The sequence below is a fragment of the Lentzea fradiae genome, assembly GCF_900100955.1.
Taxonomy (GTDB): Bacteria; Actinomycetota; Actinomycetes; order Mycobacteriales; family Pseudonocardiaceae; genus Lentzea; species Lentzea fradiae.
The window spans coordinates 323,422-337,129 of sequence record NZ_FNCC01000005.1; the positions used below are offsets into that span (position 1 = coordinate 323,422).

Annotated in this window: 15 protein-coding genes; 7 read left to right on the plus strand and 8 right to left on the minus strand. The window is 71.6% G+C overall.

Annotation, left to right across the window (positions count from 1 at the left end; genetic code table 11):
- Positions 1-69 precede the first annotated feature (69 nt).
- Both BLT23_RS13665 and BLT23_RS13670 read left to right on the plus strand, forming a co-directional pair.
- The gene (locus BLT23_RS13665) at positions 70-834 is read left to right on the plus strand and encodes an SDR family NAD(P)-dependent oxidoreductase (RefSeq protein ID WP_090049061.1); all 765 of its coding nucleotides are present in this window, start codon (positions 70-72) and stop codon (positions 832-834) included.
- A 52-nt stretch (positions 835-886) separates the two neighbouring features.
- Entirely contained in the window at positions 887-1,675 is a 789-nt protein-coding gene (locus BLT23_RS13670; RefSeq protein WP_090049467.1) for an aldo/keto reductase, read from the plus strand.
- A 95-nt stretch (positions 1,676-1,770) separates the two neighbouring features.
- On the opposite strand, the gene BLT23_RS13675 is transcribed toward BLT23_RS13670, so the two are convergent.
- Genes BLT23_RS13675 through BLT23_RS13685 form a run of 3 tightly spaced genes read right to left on the minus strand, consistent with a single transcriptional unit; the run spans position 1,771 to position 4,807 of the window.
- Entirely contained in the window at positions 1,771-3,096 is a 1,326-nt protein-coding gene (locus tag BLT23_RS13675) for an ABC transporter permease (protein WP_090049063.1), read from the minus strand.
- Positions 3,096-3,800 carry an ABC transporter ATP-binding protein gene (locus BLT23_RS13680; RefSeq protein WP_090049469.1) on the minus strand — a complete coding sequence of 235 codons (705 nt, stop codon included), beginning with the start codon at positions 3,798-3,800 and terminating at the stop codon, positions 3,096-3,098. The genes BLT23_RS13675 and BLT23_RS13680 overlap by 1 nt, the downstream gene beginning before the upstream one ends.
- A 14-nt stretch (positions 3,801-3,814) precedes the next feature.
- Positions 3,815-4,807 carry an efflux RND transporter periplasmic adaptor subunit gene (locus tag BLT23_RS13685; RefSeq protein WP_090049064.1) on the minus strand — a complete coding sequence of 331 codons (993 nt, stop codon included), beginning with the start codon at positions 4,805-4,807 and terminating at the stop codon, positions 3,815-3,817.
- A 140-nt stretch (positions 4,808-4,947) separates the two neighbouring features.
- Here BLT23_RS13685 and BLT23_RS13690 point away from each other — a divergent pair, with 140 nt between their 5' ends.
- Together BLT23_RS13690 and BLT23_RS13695 are read left to right on the plus strand one after the other, a co-directional pair.
- On the plus strand, positions 4,948-5,742 hold the full coding sequence (locus tag BLT23_RS13690) for an SDR family NAD(P)-dependent oxidoreductase (protein WP_245743933.1): 795 nt from the start codon (positions 4,948-4,950) through the stop codon (positions 5,740-5,742).
- Positions 5,743-5,794: 52 nt separating this feature from the next.
- Positions 5,795-6,271 carry a DUF1360 domain-containing protein gene (locus tag BLT23_RS13695; RefSeq protein ID WP_245743934.1) on the plus strand — a complete coding sequence of 159 codons (477 nt, stop codon included), beginning with the start codon at positions 5,795-5,797 and terminating at the stop codon, positions 6,269-6,271.
- Here BLT23_RS13695 and BLT23_RS13700 read toward each other — a convergent pair.
- Entirely contained in the window at positions 6,266-6,865 is a 600-nt protein-coding gene (locus BLT23_RS13700; protein WP_090049068.1) for a hypothetical protein, read from the minus strand. The two genes, BLT23_RS13695 and BLT23_RS13700, sit on opposite strands and share 6 nt — an antisense overlap.
- A gap of 71 nt (positions 6,866-6,936) precedes the next feature.
- On the opposite strand from BLT23_RS13700, the gene BLT23_RS13705 reads away from it, so the two are divergent.
- Positions 6,937-7,632: a HemK2/MTQ2 family protein methyltransferase gene (locus BLT23_RS13705; protein WP_090049070.1), complete on the plus strand. Its 696-nt coding sequence runs from the start codon at positions 6,937-6,939 to the stop codon at positions 7,630-7,632.
- Positions 7,574-7,777 carry a CDGSH iron-sulfur domain-containing protein gene (locus BLT23_RS13710; protein WP_090049072.1) on the plus strand — a complete coding sequence of 68 codons (204 nt, stop codon included), beginning with the start codon at positions 7,574-7,576 and terminating at the stop codon, positions 7,775-7,777. Before BLT23_RS13705 ends, BLT23_RS13710 begins: the two co-directional genes overlap by 59 nt.
- Positions 7,778-7,842: 65 nt before the next feature.
- Here BLT23_RS13710 and BLT23_RS13715 read toward each other — a convergent pair whose 3' ends face one another.
- Genes BLT23_RS13715 through BLT23_RS13725 form a run of 3 tightly spaced genes read right to left on the minus strand, consistent with a single transcriptional unit; the run spans position 7,843 to position 10,211 of the window.
- Positions 7,843-8,844: an iron-containing redox enzyme family protein gene (locus BLT23_RS13715; protein WP_090049074.1), complete on the minus strand. Its 1,002-nt coding sequence runs from the start codon at positions 8,842-8,844 to the stop codon at positions 7,843-7,845.
- A complete protein-coding gene (locus tag BLT23_RS13720) occupies positions 8,819-9,796 on the minus strand; it encodes a carboxylate-amine ligase (protein WP_281248841.1) in 978 nt (325 codons plus the stop codon). The genes BLT23_RS13715 and BLT23_RS13720 overlap by 26 nt, the downstream gene beginning before the upstream one ends.
- Entirely contained in the window at positions 9,780-10,211 is a 432-nt protein-coding gene (locus BLT23_RS13725) for a DUF4383 domain-containing protein (protein WP_090049078.1), read from the minus strand. Before BLT23_RS13725 ends, BLT23_RS13720 begins: the two co-directional genes overlap by 17 nt.
- Before the next feature lie 94 nt (positions 10,212-10,305).
- Here BLT23_RS13725 and BLT23_RS13730 point away from each other — a divergent pair, with 94 nt between their 5' ends.
- Entirely contained in the window at positions 10,306-10,707 is a 402-nt protein-coding gene (locus tag BLT23_RS13730; RefSeq protein ID WP_090049080.1) for a hypothetical protein, read from the plus strand.
- On the opposite strand, the gene BLT23_RS13735 is transcribed toward BLT23_RS13730, so the two are convergent.
- Entirely contained in the window at positions 10,656-13,532 is a 2,877-nt protein-coding gene (locus BLT23_RS13735) for a helix-turn-helix transcriptional regulator (protein ID WP_090049082.1), read from the minus strand. The genes BLT23_RS13730 and BLT23_RS13735 overlap by 52 nt on opposite strands.
- Between the last annotated feature and the right edge of the window lie 176 nt (positions 13,533-13,708).

Below are 13,708 nucleotides of genomic sequence, written 5' to 3' on the forward strand. Positions count from 1 at the left end.
CGAATAGACAGCGTCTGCAACTATTGCGTACGCTTGTAATCGTCTTCAACAAGTCTACCGGGGAGAACAATGGATCTGTCGGGACGCACGGCACTGGTGACGGGCTCCACCGCGGGCATCGGCTTCGCCACCGCGGAAGCCCTGCTCAAGGCGGGTGCGCGCGTGGTCGTCAGCGGCCGTTCGCAGGAGCGCGTGGCCGAGGCGGTGGGCAAGCTCAGCGCCCACGGCGACGTGCGCGGCGTCGCGTCCGACATCTCGGCCGCCGAGGGCGTGGCCGAGCTGGTCGGACAGGTCCCGGACGTGGACGTGCTGGTCAACAACCTGGGCATCTACGGTGCCAAGCCGGTGTTCGAGATCGACGACGCCGAGTGGCAGCGGTTCTTCGACACCAACGTCATGTCCGGCGTCCGGCTCGCCCGCCACTACACGCCCCGCATGGTCGGCCGCGGCTGGGGCCGGGTGATCTTCGTGAGCAGCGAGTCGTCCGTCTTCACGCCCACCGAGATGGTCCACTACGGCATGACGAAGACCGCCCAGCTGGCGATCTCCCGCGGCATGGCCCAGGAGGTCAAGGGCACGGGCGTCACGGTGAACTCGGTGCTGCCCGGCCCGACCCTCACGCCGGGCGTCGAGGAGTTCATCCGCGACCGCGTGGGGGAGGGCGGCGAGGCGGAGTTCGTCCGCACGGAACGTCCGACCCTGCTGCTGGGCCGCCTGATCCGCCCCCACGAGGTGGCGAACCTCATCACCTACGTCGCGTCGGACCTGTCGTCCGCGACGACCGGTGCCGCGTTGCGCGTCGACGGCGGCACCGCACCGACGCTGATCCCGTGAACACCAGATAGGAACTGTCTTGGACAACGTCAAGCTCACCAACGGCATCACCATGCCCCAGCTCGGTTTCGGCGTCTGGCAGGTCCCCGACGCCGAGGCCACCCCCGCCGTCGCGGAGGCGCTGCGGGCGGGCTACCGCAGCATCGACACCGCGGCCGCCTACGGCAACGAGAGCGGCGTCGGCAAGGCCATCGCGCAGTCCGATGTGGACCGCGACGACATCTTCGTCACCACCAAGCTCTGGAACGCCGACCACGGCCGCGACAAGACGCTGCGCTCGTTCGACGAGTCGATGAAGAGGCTCGGCCTCGACGTGCTCGACCTCTACCTGATCCACTGGCCGACCCCGGCCCGCGACCTCTACGTCGACACCTGGAAGGCGTTCGTGCAGCTGCGGGAGGAGGGCCGCGTCCGCGCGATCGGCGTCTCCAACTTCCAGCCCGCGCACCTGCGCAGGCTGGTCGAGGAGACCGGCGTCGCCCCCGCGGTCAACCAGGTGGAGCTGCACCCGTACCTGCAGCAGGCCGACCTGCGCGCGTTCCACGCGGAGCACGGCATCCACACCGAGGCGTGGTCACCGCTCGGCCAGGGCGGCGAGCTGCTGAACGACCCGGTGGTCACCGAGATCGCCGCCAGGCACGGCAAGTCCGCCGCCCAGGTCGTGCTGCGCTGGCACCTGCAGATCGGCAACGTCGTCATCCCGAAGTCCGTCACGCCGGAGCGGATCCGGCAGAACATCGAGGTGTTCGACTTCGAGCTGGACGACGCCGAGCTGGCCGCGCTGTCCACTCTGGACCGCGGTGGCCGCATCGGGCCGAACCCGGACGAGTTCAACGGCTGAGCGCCTGCGAACGGCACGAAGCCCCGGTCCGCCTCTCCCGCGCGGTCCGGGGCTTCGCGGGCAACGAGCCGGAAGGACTCAGGCTCGCAGGTCTCTCATGCCCGCATGACCGTGGCGATCGGGATCCGCGCCGCCCGCACGGCCGGGATGAGCCCGCCCAGCACACCGGCGACCAGGCCCGCGATGACGCCCGCGACGCCCGCCTCCCACGGGAACGTGGTGCCCTCCAGCGACGGGAAGCGGCTGCCGAACAGCATGAGGCCCACCTGCAGTCCCGCCGCGCCCGCGCCGATCGCGATCGCCGCCGTCAGCAGGCCGGTGAGCAGGGTCTCGGCGAGCACGATGCCAGCGAGGAGCATCCGGGACATGCCCACCGCGCGGCGCAGGGCGAACTCCTCGACCCGTTCGCCGACGGTGGCGAGGCCGACGTTCAGGATGCCCGCGACGCCGATCAGCAGCACCAGGAACGCCATGCCCAGGAAGATCAGCCGCATGATCTTCAGCTGGGACTCCATCCGCTCCTTGTGGTCGATCGTGTTGAAGTGCAGCTGGTCCTGGGAGATGCCGGCGCCGACCAGCTTGGCCTGCAGCAGCCGGACCAGCTCGTCGCTTCCGGGCTTGAGGAAGACCTCCAGGCTCGTGCCGCCGCCCTGGAACCGCTGGGCCCTGGTGGGCTCGACCGTGGTCGGCATCCAGGTGCGCAGCTCGTCGAGCCGCATGTAGACCCGCGGGGAGGAGTCGCCGTCCGCGACCACGCCGACGATCTGTGGCGTCACGTGGTGCGACGCGCCGGTGATCATCATCTCGCCGGGGACCTTGTAGGTGTTCAGGCCGAACGCGGCCTCCTCGTTCAGCACGATCCGCGGCGCGAGGGACGGGGCGCTCGTGAAGTCGAGCCAGCTGCCGGAGACCGGGCGGAACGGCTTGAACGGGCGGATGTCGCCGGTGAGCGCGACGAGGGAGACGTCGATGGCCTGGCCGTCGGGCTTCTTCTCCTCCGCCTTCACCTCCTCGCAGCCGTTCTCGTCGCAGAACACCCGCGGGCCGTAGTCGCCGCGGCCCTGGCCCGCGTACTTGAACGGCATGCCGCCGTCGTTGATCGGGCGCACGCCCGGCTCGCCGATGACCGCCCGTGAGCTGATCATCGCGACCGCGTCGTCACGGCCCCGCAGCGTGGACTCGACGATGCCCGTCGCGCCCTTCTCACCGGGGATGTAGCCCGTCAGCGTGCCGTCCTTGCCGAACTGCAGCTCGACGTCGGTGAGCATCGCGCGTTCGGCGATCTCGGAGCCCGCCTGGACGGTCACGATCGCGAGCACGCCGAGGAACAGCGACACCATCGACAGGAACGTGCGCAGCTTCCGGGCACGGATGCCCTGTCCGCCGATGACCACGGCGGACCGGAACTTGCCGGAGAACATCAGTTGAACCGCCCGTCGCGCAGCTCCAGCACGCGGCCCATCTTGCGCGCGTGGTCGTGGTCGTGGGTGACCAGCACGAGCCCGCAGCCCTGCCTGGTCGTGTTGAGCAGCACCTCGACGACGAGGTTGCCGGTCTCGGTGTCGAGCGCGCCGGTCGGCTCGTCGGCGAGGATGATCCGCGGCTTGCGGACCAGGGCGCGGGCGATCGCCACGCGCTGCTGCTCACCGCCGGAGAGCCGGGTGGGCTTGCTCTTCGCGAGGTGCGCGATGCCGACCTGCTCCAGCGCCTCCATCACCTGCTGCCTGCGCTTGCGGCGCGCGGACCAGCCCTGGCCGTTCACCAGCGCCATCGCCACGTTCTGCGCCGCGGTGAGGTGCTTGAGCAGGAAGAAGCGCTGGAACACGAACCCGAACTCGGCGCTGCGCAGCGCCGCCGCCCTGCGTTCGGCGACACGCGTGATGTCGTTGCCGTTCAGCAGGTACTCGCCGGAGTCGGCGCGGTCGAACAGGCCGATGAGGCTCAGCAGCGTCGACTTGCCGGAGCCGGAGCGGCCGAGGATCGCCACGCTCTGGCCCGCGTGGACGGTGAGGTCCACACCGGACAGGATGGTGCGCGGCTCCTCCTGCCCCTTCAGGACCTTCGTGATGCCGGTGAGCTGGAGCAGCGGTGCCTGCGGACGGATGATCTCGGTCGCGTCGGTCATCTGGGGCGCGGTCATCACGACCCGGCCGGCTTGGCGTCGTCGCCCTGCTTCGGCTCCGGCAGGTTCGGGCCGGGCACCGCGAGCTCCTCGTCGCCGGTGAGACCGGACTTGACCTCGACGACCTTGCCGTCGGTGAGACCCAGCACCACGTCGACGGTGCGGCGCGTGCCGTCCTCCTGCAGCACGTCGACCTTGCCCCTGCCCTGCTGGCCCGCGACGGCCTCGACCGGGACGACCAGCGCCTGCGCGGACTTGCCGGTGGTGACCTCGATCGACGCGGTGGCGCCGTTGATCATCTGCACGTCCGCGGGAGCGGTGCACACGACGCGCAGGCCGGTCGGCGAGGTCGGCTGCTGCTGCGGCTCCTCGTTGCGCTGCTGCTGCGGGGGAGCCTGCTGCTCGCCGGTGCCCTGCGTCCTGGTCTCCGGCGTCTGCGTGGGCTTCTCCGGGACGGTGCCCTGCGGCAGCGCGGCGACGGTGCCGAGCACGGTGCACGGGAACGGGCCGGGCCCGTTCTTGATCTGCGCCGTCACGTCGGTGAGCGCACCGCTGATCTTGTACGCCTGCGTGCCGTCGATGTCGCCGACCAGCGCGTAGCCCACGTGCTTGGCCGACGCGACCGGCATTCCCTCGGTCACCGTCGCCTTGTCGTCGACCAGCCGGCCGCCGAACGTCGACCCCGCGGGCGCCTCCACGTAGTGCGGCGCGCCGTCCTTCCACACCGTCGCCACCCTGGTGGGCTTGGTCGGCGTGGCGGTGGGCGTCGCGACGTCGAAGTACCTGACCTGGCCCGCGACCGGGGCGACGAGCCCGAACGTCGGGTTCATCTCGACCTTGCCCGCGATGGTCAGCTTGGTCGTCAGGTCCTGCCTCGTCGGCTTGACCTTCGTCATCGTCGTGCCGCGCGGGGCCAGCTCCGGGTTGGTCTGCTCGGGACCTGACGGACTGCACGCAGCCACACCGATCGTGACCAGCGCGCACAGCGGCGCGAGAACAATTTTGCGCACGAACGTCCCCCATGTCGTTTAGACCAACTGTTGATAAGGACACCTCATGACCCGTAGGGGTTGCATCGGACTTTCGGCCGATGTCGCATCGACCGCGTGGCCACGGGTATCCGGTCGTCGAACCGGAAGGAGAAACGCCTGTGAATGCGCTTGCCGTGGTGACCGGTGCGTCCAGTGGAATCGGGTACGAGCTCGCGAAGGTGTTCGGCGACAACGGCTTCGACGTCGTGGTCGTGGCGGAGGACGAGAGGGTGTCCGACGCGGCGTCCCAGCTCGCGCTGCGCTGCGGGGGAGTGCGGATCGAGGCCGTGCGCGCCGACCTGACCACCTACGACGGGGTCGAGACGGTGGTCAGCGCCCTGCGGGCGAAGGGCCAGCCGGTGTCCGTGCTCGCGGTGAACGCGGGCGTCGGCGTCGGCGGGGACTTCGCGCGCGACACCTCGCTCGACGACAACCTGGAGATCATCGACCTCAACGTCCGCTCGGCCGTGCACCTGACGCACCGCCTGCTGGGCGACATGGTGGAGCGCAAGGAGGGCAAGGTCCTCTTCACCTCCTCCATCGCGGCCACCGGGCCGGGCCCGTTCCACTCCGTCTACGCGGCGTCGAAGGCGTTCCTCGCCTCGTTCGCCCAGAGCCTGCGGGAGGAGCTGCGCGACTCCGGCGTCACGGTGACGTCGCTGATGCCGGGGCCGACGGACACGGAGTTCTTCGACCGCGCGGGCATGCAGGACACGAAGGTCGCCAACAGCGACCTGGACGACCCGGCGGAGGTCGCGCGCCAAGGCTTCGAGGCGCTGATGAAGGGCGACGACCACGTGGTGGCGGGCTCGCTGCGCAACAAGGTGCAGGCCGTCGCGGGCAAGGTCGCCTCGGACCCCGTCAAGGCGAAGATGATGCGCACCATGACCGAGCCGGGTTCGGCCGAGTCCTGACGGGTACTCGCGATCCGTGGTGAAACGAGAAGAACGCGGGGGGTACGAGCGGGTGAAGCGCATCTGGAAGGCGTACGGGGAGGGCAGGCCGCTGCCCGGCTACCTCGTCGCGATGGGCAGCTACGCCGTCCTCGTGGGCACCGTCTCGGCGGTCGGGCGCCTCACCGGCGCCCGGCTGCCCGACGGGTTCTCCCTGGGAGACACGGCACTGGTGTCCGTCGCGACGCACAAGGCCAGCCGGTTGCTCACCAAGGAGGCGGTGACGAGCCCGTTGAGGGCCCCGTTCACCCGCTACGAGGCTCCGGCGGGCCACGCGGAGCTGAAGGAGTCGCCGCGCAAGGACCACCCGGCGCAGCACGCGATCGGGGAGCTCATCACCTGCCCGTTCTGCGCGGGCGTGTGGATCGCGAGCGGCCTGACGGCGGGCCTGGTGTTCGCGCCGCGGCTCACCAGGCTGGTGGCGACGGCGCTGACCGCCGTCGCAGCGTCGGACGCGCTCAACCTGGCGTACGACAAGCTGAGGTCATGACCCCCGGTGTCCGCGCCGGCTGCCCTCGTACGCCTTCTCGCGCGCGACGGCCAGCCAGCGCGGCGCCAGCTCCAGCTCGGCCGGCCGGGTGCGCACCGGGTCGAACGCCACGGGCACGTCGTCGTCGCGGGCGTGCGGGCCGAGGGGGTGCAGCGTCAGCTCGGCGACCCGCTGCCAGCCGGTGTCCCCGCCGGAGCGGTGGACGGCGAACCGGACGGGCACCTCGCGGTCGTCGGGCACGGCCATGAACCACACGAGCTCGCCGCGGTAGCGGTAGGGCGCCAGCGTGCCCAGGCGGGCGTCGCGCCAGCGCCGCACGAACCTCGGCACCAGCCGCGACCAGCGCCCGGTGCCGGTGCTCGACAGCAGCAGGTCCCAGTCGCCGGACTCGGTGGGCACGCGCAGCGCGAGGCCGAGCACGTCCGGCCACCCCGGACGGGTACCGGCCCCTTTGGACAGCCGCACGGTCACGGTGGCCTCCGCCGGGAACGGCGGGACGCCGCCGCGCAGCTCGCCGGTCCGCCACACCCCGCGCGGGTGCAGCGCACGAGCGCCGCGCGTCTTGGCCAGCAGGCGGAACACGGTGGTCAGCACATCCTCGTGTACCCGCGAAAAGTGGTTGAAAACGCTTGTTTCAAGGCAATTCGACGGGGGACTCCACGAGGGTGAGGCTGCTACGAGCACCTGGCGTGTACGCGCCACAAGACGACACCGACCTCCTCGTCGAGGCGATGCACGCCGCCGCGATCCCCGCGGGTGCCCGCGTGCTCGACATCGGCACGGGCACCGGCGCGCTCGCCATCGCGGCGATCCGCGCGGGCGCCGCGGAGGTGACCGGTGTGGACGTTTCCCGGCGTGCGGTGTGGACCGCACGGGTCAACGCCGTCCTGCAACGGATGCCCGTCAGGGTCAGGCTCGGCAACGCGCTGGAGGTCGTCGCGGACGAGAGCTTCGACCTCGTCCTCGCCAACCCCCCGTACGTCCCGGCGGCGAGCGCCTGCACCGCCACGGGCCCCGCCAGGGCCTGGGACGCGGGCCTGGACGGACGCCAGCTGCTCGATCCGCTGTGCGCCAGGATGTACGACATCCTCGTGCCCGGCGGCGTCCTGCTGATGGTCCACTCCGCACTGTGCGGAGTGGACACGACGCTGCGGCAGCTGCGCGACTGCGGCCTGAAGGCGTCGGTGGTGCAGCGCCGCTCGATCCCGTTCGGCCCGGTCATGCGGGGGCGGATCGACTACCTGGAGAGCAACGGTCTGATCGAGCCCGGTCAGCGGTACGAGGAACTGGTGGTGATCCGGGGTGACCGGCCAGAACGCCCGCAAGGTGACGGTGGTGCCGAACGGGCCGGTGCTCGTTGAGGGACCGGTGACGCTCACGACCGACGACGGCGTGACGCACACCAGCGACAGGTTCGTGGTCGCGGTGTGCGCCTGCCGCCGCAGCAAGCGTTTTCCGTTCTGCGACACCAGCCACCGCAAGAGAGTGCGCGACGACAAGAACTGAGAACGGCCGGGGCGCGCAGCCCCGGCCGTTTCGCGTTCAGGAGGACGTGGCCAGGCTTCGCGTCGTCACAGCAGCGGCTTGCGCAGCGACGTCTCGCCGGCCCGCCACGACGCCAGCAGGTGGTCCGCCAGCCGCTGTTCCAGCAGCTCGGTGGCCTGGATGCCGAACACCACGTCCGGGCACAGCGACGGTTCCTGCTCCAGCAGCGACCCGATGACGTCCCGCCGCATGATCTGCTCGTGCACGGCGTCGGCCTCGATGTGCTCGGTGAAGAACTCGACGCAGCGCGGGTCGGCCTCCAGCCGGTCGAGCGCCTGCGCCATCCGCTGCGCGCTGGGGGCCGTGGTGATCTCCGCGGCGGCGAAGTGCCCGACGAGCGCGCCGCGCAGCGACCGGTGCAGGCCGAACAGCGACATCATGTTGACGATCGCGATGGCGGGCGCGGGCACGTCGTCGAGGTAGGCCAGGTACTCCGCCGACATGCCGGCGCCTTCCAGCAGGTCCGCGTAGAGGCGCGAGTGCATCCGGTCGGCCTTGCCGCCGCCGAACTCGTCGAACTCGACGGCCACCAGGGCGGCCTTCGCGGTGCCGCGCAGCCGGGGGATCACCCACGCGTGCGGGTCGGCCTCCTTGTGGTGGTAGACCGACCGGTGCGCGAAGTACTCGCGCATCTCGTCCCAGGTGCCCTCGTCCCGCAGGTGGTGCGAGACGCCGCTGCCGGGCACGTGCTCGACCAGCAGGGCCTCCAGCTCGGCCGTGAGGTCGTCGCCTCCGGCCACACCGGCCCGCAGCGCCCCGAGGAACGCGTGTTCGATCTGACCGCGCAGCCGCAGCAGCTCCGGGTCCCACTCCCACGCGGGATCGACGCCCTCGAAGCCGCCGTAGTGCAGTTCGTAGAGCACGTGCAGGGCGATCGTCAGGTCTTCGCCGAACGGGTCCGCGACGGCGAACGGGAGCGTGCGGCCGGTGCGGTCCCGGCTCAGCGTGTCAACGACGGACTCGGACAACGGCCCGCGCGGCGTGGGAAGCTTCACCTCCGGGTCATACCCGCCGTTGCACCAGCTCATGCACCAGGTCGAGCTCGCCACGTCCGGCCAGCGCCGGTGTCACGTGCTCCACCAGCCGTTCCAGCAGCGCGGTCGCGGGCACCCGGCGTTCGTGCCACGGGTCGACGGCGGGGCCGTCCAGGCCGTACCGGGAGGCCGTCCAGACGGCCGCCGCGCACACGTCGTCACGCACCGGCGGCAGCTTGTCGCCCTGGCACGCCGTGTGCACCAGCGCGCGGCTCAGCGCCGCTTGCAGCACCGCGTCCTCGACCGTCTCGGCGGCGTCGGCGCAGCGGAACTCGACGGTCGGCAGCTTCGGCGAGAGCCGGGCCAGCCAGAACGTCTGGGCGGTGTCCACGATCGTGCCGCACGCGACCAGCCTGGCCACGGCGGCGTCGTACTCCGCCGCGGTCGCGAACTCGGGCGCCACCCCGGAACCGGGGAAGCGGGACTGCTGGACCATCCGCCAGCTCGCGTAGCCGCGGTCCGGCGAGTTGGCCGACAGCGCGAGCAGCGTCGGCAGCCACGGCCGGACGTGGTTGAGGACGCGGACGCCCGTCTCCCGGTCCGGCACGCCGACGTGCACGTGGCACCCGCTGGCCTCGTAGTGCTCGACGACACCCGCGTAGGTGTCCAGCACCCGGCGGAACCGGGGGTTGGACCGGCTCACGATCGGCTGCTTCGACGGCTTCGGCGGGGTGCCGCGGGAGAGCAGCCCGAGCCCGAGCTCCGCGGCCGCCTCGGAGAGCGTCTTGCGGGCCAGCCGCAGCGCGTCGCCGAGAGCGGCGACGGACGTGCACGGCCCGGTCGCGGCCTCGACCTGCGTTCCCGCCAGCTCGGCGTGGAACTTCGTCAGGTCGGTGTCCGCCACGCGCGCCAGCACGGCGTCGGCGCGCACCGTGGTGCGGCCGGACGCCGTGTCGACGAGCAAGAATTCTTCTTCGACGCCGACCGTGTCAGCGCACTGCGGCACGCTTGCCAAGCGCGACTCCCAGTCCGATCATGCCGACGCCGAGGACGAAGTGCAGCCAGTCGTCGGCGCTGTTCAGCGGCACGAAGTTCGCGTCGCTGGTCTTGTCGATGACCAGACCGTACAGCCACAGCACGAGGTACACCGCGCCGCCGCCGATCAGGTACGCCCGCGCGCCCGGCGCCGTGCGCGCCATCAGGAACCCGGCGACGCCGAACAGCAGGTGCACGATGTTGTGCAGGATCGACACCATGAAGACACCGAGCAGCATCGCCCCGGACTCGTGGCCCGCGAAACTCATCTTGTCGTAGTCCGTCGTGACGCCGGGGATGAACCCGAGCACGCCGACCAGGGCGAACACGGCCGCCACGGCTAACGCGGCCTGCTGGACCTTCGTGCGCGTTGCGACTTCGACCATCGGTCTCACCTCGGAAGTTTGGTCGTGAACGTTGGTCGGTGTGCGGCTACCCGGCGAAGGTAGACACAAACGCGCTCCGGGTACTCCATTCGGCATGGACGACGACAAGACCACCGAAGCGCTCGGCAAGCTCGGCAAGGCGCTCGAGACCGTGGAACGGGCCCGTGGCCACCTCTACTCGTTCCACCAGCTCACCGGCACCGCCGACTTCCTGCTGGACGACGCCATCGCGGCGTTGCGCGAGGCGGGCCACCACGAGCACGCCGACCGCGTGCAGCGGGAGCTGCTCGGCCGCAACGTGCTGCCGGGCAAGTGGACCTTCGAGGTCGTGGAGCAGTTCGACGACACCTACTACGACGTCTTCCGCCAGGTCACCCGTGACGCCCGCGACCAGCTCGGTGGCGGCAGGCGGCACGAGCACGAGGCGCGGCTCAAGCGGGAACGTCAGCGGCTCAGCGCGGCGGCGTACGCGGACAGGGACTCGCGGTCGGGCTGACCGGTCTTCGCGATCAGCGAGGCGACGTGCTTCTCCACCGTGCGCGGGGAGATGTGCAGGCGGGTCCCGATGGCCTTGTTGCCCATCCGGTCGGCCAGCAGCACGAACACCTCGAACTCCCGGACCGTCACACCGTGCCCGCGCAGCTGCCGCGGCACCTGCTCCGTGCCCGTGCGGCGTTGCTGCACGGGCACACCGGCCTGCCGCAGCAGCCCGCGGCAGGCCGACGCCACGGCCGGGATGCCCGCCTCGTGGAAGTACTCCTCCGCGGTGCGCAGCCAGCCCACCGGGTCGCCCCAGCCCTCGGCCTCCGGCGCAACGAGCCGCAGGCCGAGGTGCCGCGCCAGCGGGTACGGTGCCGCGGCCTCCTGCGCGCTCCTGAACGCCTCCGCCGCCTCCTGGTAGCGGCCGTCCCTGCCGAGCAGCACAGCGTGCGCGAGGTCGGTGAACTGCCGGTTCCACCGCATCTCCGAGGCGGAGATCGCCGACAGCACGCGGTGTTCCTCCCAGCCGAAGCGGCCGTCGAGCACGCCGAGCAGCAGGCGGGTGCCGTGCGTGCCGGAGAGGTGGAACGTGGTGGGGTTCTGCGACTCGAACGCCAGCGCCCGGTCGATCTCCTGCACGGCCAGCGGCTGGTTCTCCTCCAGCAGCGCGCAGAACGCGAGCGCGAGCCCGTAGCAGAGCGGGTACTCCTGCGTCCCGCTGCGCGCCACCGCCTCGAACCGCGCGAAGGCTTCCTCGGTGCCCGCCCGGTCGCCCCGGTGCGCGTGCAGCGTCGCCTTCACCATCAGCAGGTACCGGGTCAGCGCGTGGATCTTCAGCCGCTCCACGGCCTGCAGGCAGGTCTCGACCTGCTCGGCCGCCTGCTCGTAGCGGCCGGTGAGCACCAGCTGCAGCGAGAGGATGGCTTCCACGTTGTGCGCCACCGTGATCGCGCCCGCCTGGTACGCCTCGGCGTAGGTGCGGTCCAGCGCGGCGGTGGTGCCGTGCGCGAGCCATTCGTTGCCCGCCAGGCGGACCATCGCGTAGATGTGCTGGATCGGCATGTGGTGCTCGTGCGCCAGCGCGAGCGCCCTGCCGAAGCACGCGGTGGCCTCGTCGATGTCCTGCTCGCGCGCGATGATCCCGAGCAGCTGCCACGCCTCGCACGCCACGGAGGGCAGCCCGGCGCGGTCCGCGGACAGCGCGGCCTGCCTCGCGAGCCCCGCCGCCGACGCGATCCGGCCGGGGCTCGGGATGTTCAGCGTCAGGTAGGCGGAGATGACGTCCAGCTGCGCGGACAGCTCGTCCGGCACGTCCCGGCCGAGCAGCGTGCGGGCGTGCCGCACCTGCTCCACGCCCTCGGTGAACCGTCCGGCGAGATAGGCCACTTTGGACAGTCGGGTGTGGAGCATCGCGCGGCGAGGAGCGTCCAGCCCCGGCAGCAGAGCGGGGTCGAAGGCGAACGCGCGTTCGAACTCGCCGGTCTCGGCCAGCGCGGGCAGCAGCACGTCCAGCACGTCGGCCCGTTCGGCGACCTCGCCCGCCAGCAGGCTCTGCGCGCGGTCCAGCAGCGTCACGGCCGACCCGGCGGCACCACCGGCCAGCGCCCGCCTGCCCGCCTCCGCGAACAACCGGCCCGCCAGCGCCGGTGACCCGCCGTCGAGGCGCAGCTTCGCGACGAGCGGGCACCAGTCGCCGGGCAGGCCGGGGTGCAGCTCCTCGACGACGTCGGCGGTGCGCGACGACAGGTCCGCGCGTTCGGCGGGGGTGAGCTGGGCGAGCAGCGCGTCCGCGGTGAGGGGGTGCCGGAACGCGTACCAGTCCGGTGCGGGCTCGTCCGGTGTCACGAGCTGCGCGGCGACGCCGGCGTGCAGGTGGCTGAGCAGCCCTCGGTCGTCGGTGCCGGTCACCTTCTGCACCACCGAGAGCGGGAACCGGTGGCCCAGCACCGCCGCGATCGACAGCACCTCCCGCCCCTGCGGCCCCAGCCGGTCCGTGCGGTGCGCGACGCTGCGCACGAACGCCGCCGGCACGGGCAGCTTCAGCTCGCCCAGCACCTCCCAGCCGCGCGCGCCGGACACGAGCAGGCCGCCGCTCACCATGCCGTGCAGCAGTTCCTCGATGATGAACGGGTTGCCGGCGCTGTCCGTCCACAGCCGATCGGTCAGCTCCTGCGGCACCCCGGCGCTCTCCAGGCACGCGGCCGTCATCTGGTCGACCTCGTGCCGCGAGAGCCGGTGCAGCTCCAGCAGTCCGCCGGAACCCCGTTGCGCGGCCCGGTGGGCGAGCTCCAGCGCCGGTCCCGGCTCGGTGCGGATGGTGGCGAGCAGCAGGACCGGCTGGTCCTCCAGGTTGTCCACCAGGTAGTCGACGACCGCGAGCGTCTCGGCGTCGGCCTCGTGCAGGTCCTCCAGCACCAGCAGCACCGGCGTCTTGCGCCCGACGGACGCGAGCAGCCGCAGCACCGCCTCCGCGAGCACGACCATCGACTCCTTGGTGGAGCGGTGGTCCTGCCAGTCGGGGATCAGCGTGCCCAGCACGGGCTTGTAGGGCCCGAGCTCCGCGTCGTCGGGAGGGTCGCCGCGGAACAGGCCGAGGAGGGCCTCCGCGAGCGGGCGGAACGGCACCATCGGGCCGATCGTCGTGCCGCGGCCCTTGAGCACCCGCAGGCCCTCGTCGTAGGCGTGACCGGCCGCGTACCTGGCGAGCCGGCTCTTGCCGATCCCCGCCTCGCCGGTCAGGAAGAGGGCGCCACCACGCCCCTGTCCGGTGCGTCCCAGGGCCCCGGTGAGTGCCGCGGTCTCTCGATCACGGCCGACCAGGTGAGGCGCTCGGGTCTGCATGTGTGGACCCTAACTGTCTCGTTTGCTTCTCCCTATCGGCTGCCCAGGGGTATTCGACGTGAGAGTGCTGCGCTGTCACGGTTTCGGCACGGTCGTGCACGCAGAGCGACGCCGCCCCCACGACCGGCGGTGGTCGTGGGGGCGGCGCCGGGGGACGTGCTCGGCGGAGGCCGGGG

Excerpts from the sequence above, each read along its gene's own strand:
- BLT23_RS13665 (WP_090049061.1), top strand. The coding sequence starts at position 70 with ATGGATCTGTCGGGACGCACGGCACTGGTGACGGGCTCCACCGCGGGC.
- BLT23_RS13670 (WP_090049467.1), top strand. The coding sequence starts at position 887 with ATGCCCCAGCTCGGTTTCGGCGTCTGGCAGGTCCCCGACGCCGAGGCC.
- BLT23_RS13675 (WP_090049063.1), bottom strand. The coding sequence starts at position 3,096 with ATGTTCTCCGGCAAGTTCCGGTCCGCCGTGGTCATCGGCGGACAGGGC.
- BLT23_RS13680 (WP_090049469.1), bottom strand. The coding sequence starts at position 3,800 with ATGACCGACGCGACCGAGATCATCCGTCCGCAGGCACCGCTGCTCCAG.
- BLT23_RS13715 (WP_090049074.1), bottom strand. The coding sequence starts at position 8,844 with ATGAGCTGGTGCAACGGCGGGTATGACCCGGAGGTGAAGCTTCCCACG.
- BLT23_RS13725 (WP_090049078.1), bottom strand. The coding sequence starts at position 10,211 with ATGGTCGAAGTCGCAACGCGCACGAAGGTCCAGCAGGCCGCGTTAGCC.
- BLT23_RS13730 (WP_090049080.1), top strand. The coding sequence starts at position 10,306 with ATGGACGACGACAAGACCACCGAAGCGCTCGGCAAGCTCGGCAAGGCG.
- BLT23_RS13735 (WP_090049082.1), bottom strand. The coding sequence starts at position 13,532 with ATGCAGACCCGAGCGCCTCACCTGGTCGGCCGTGATCGAGAGACCGCG.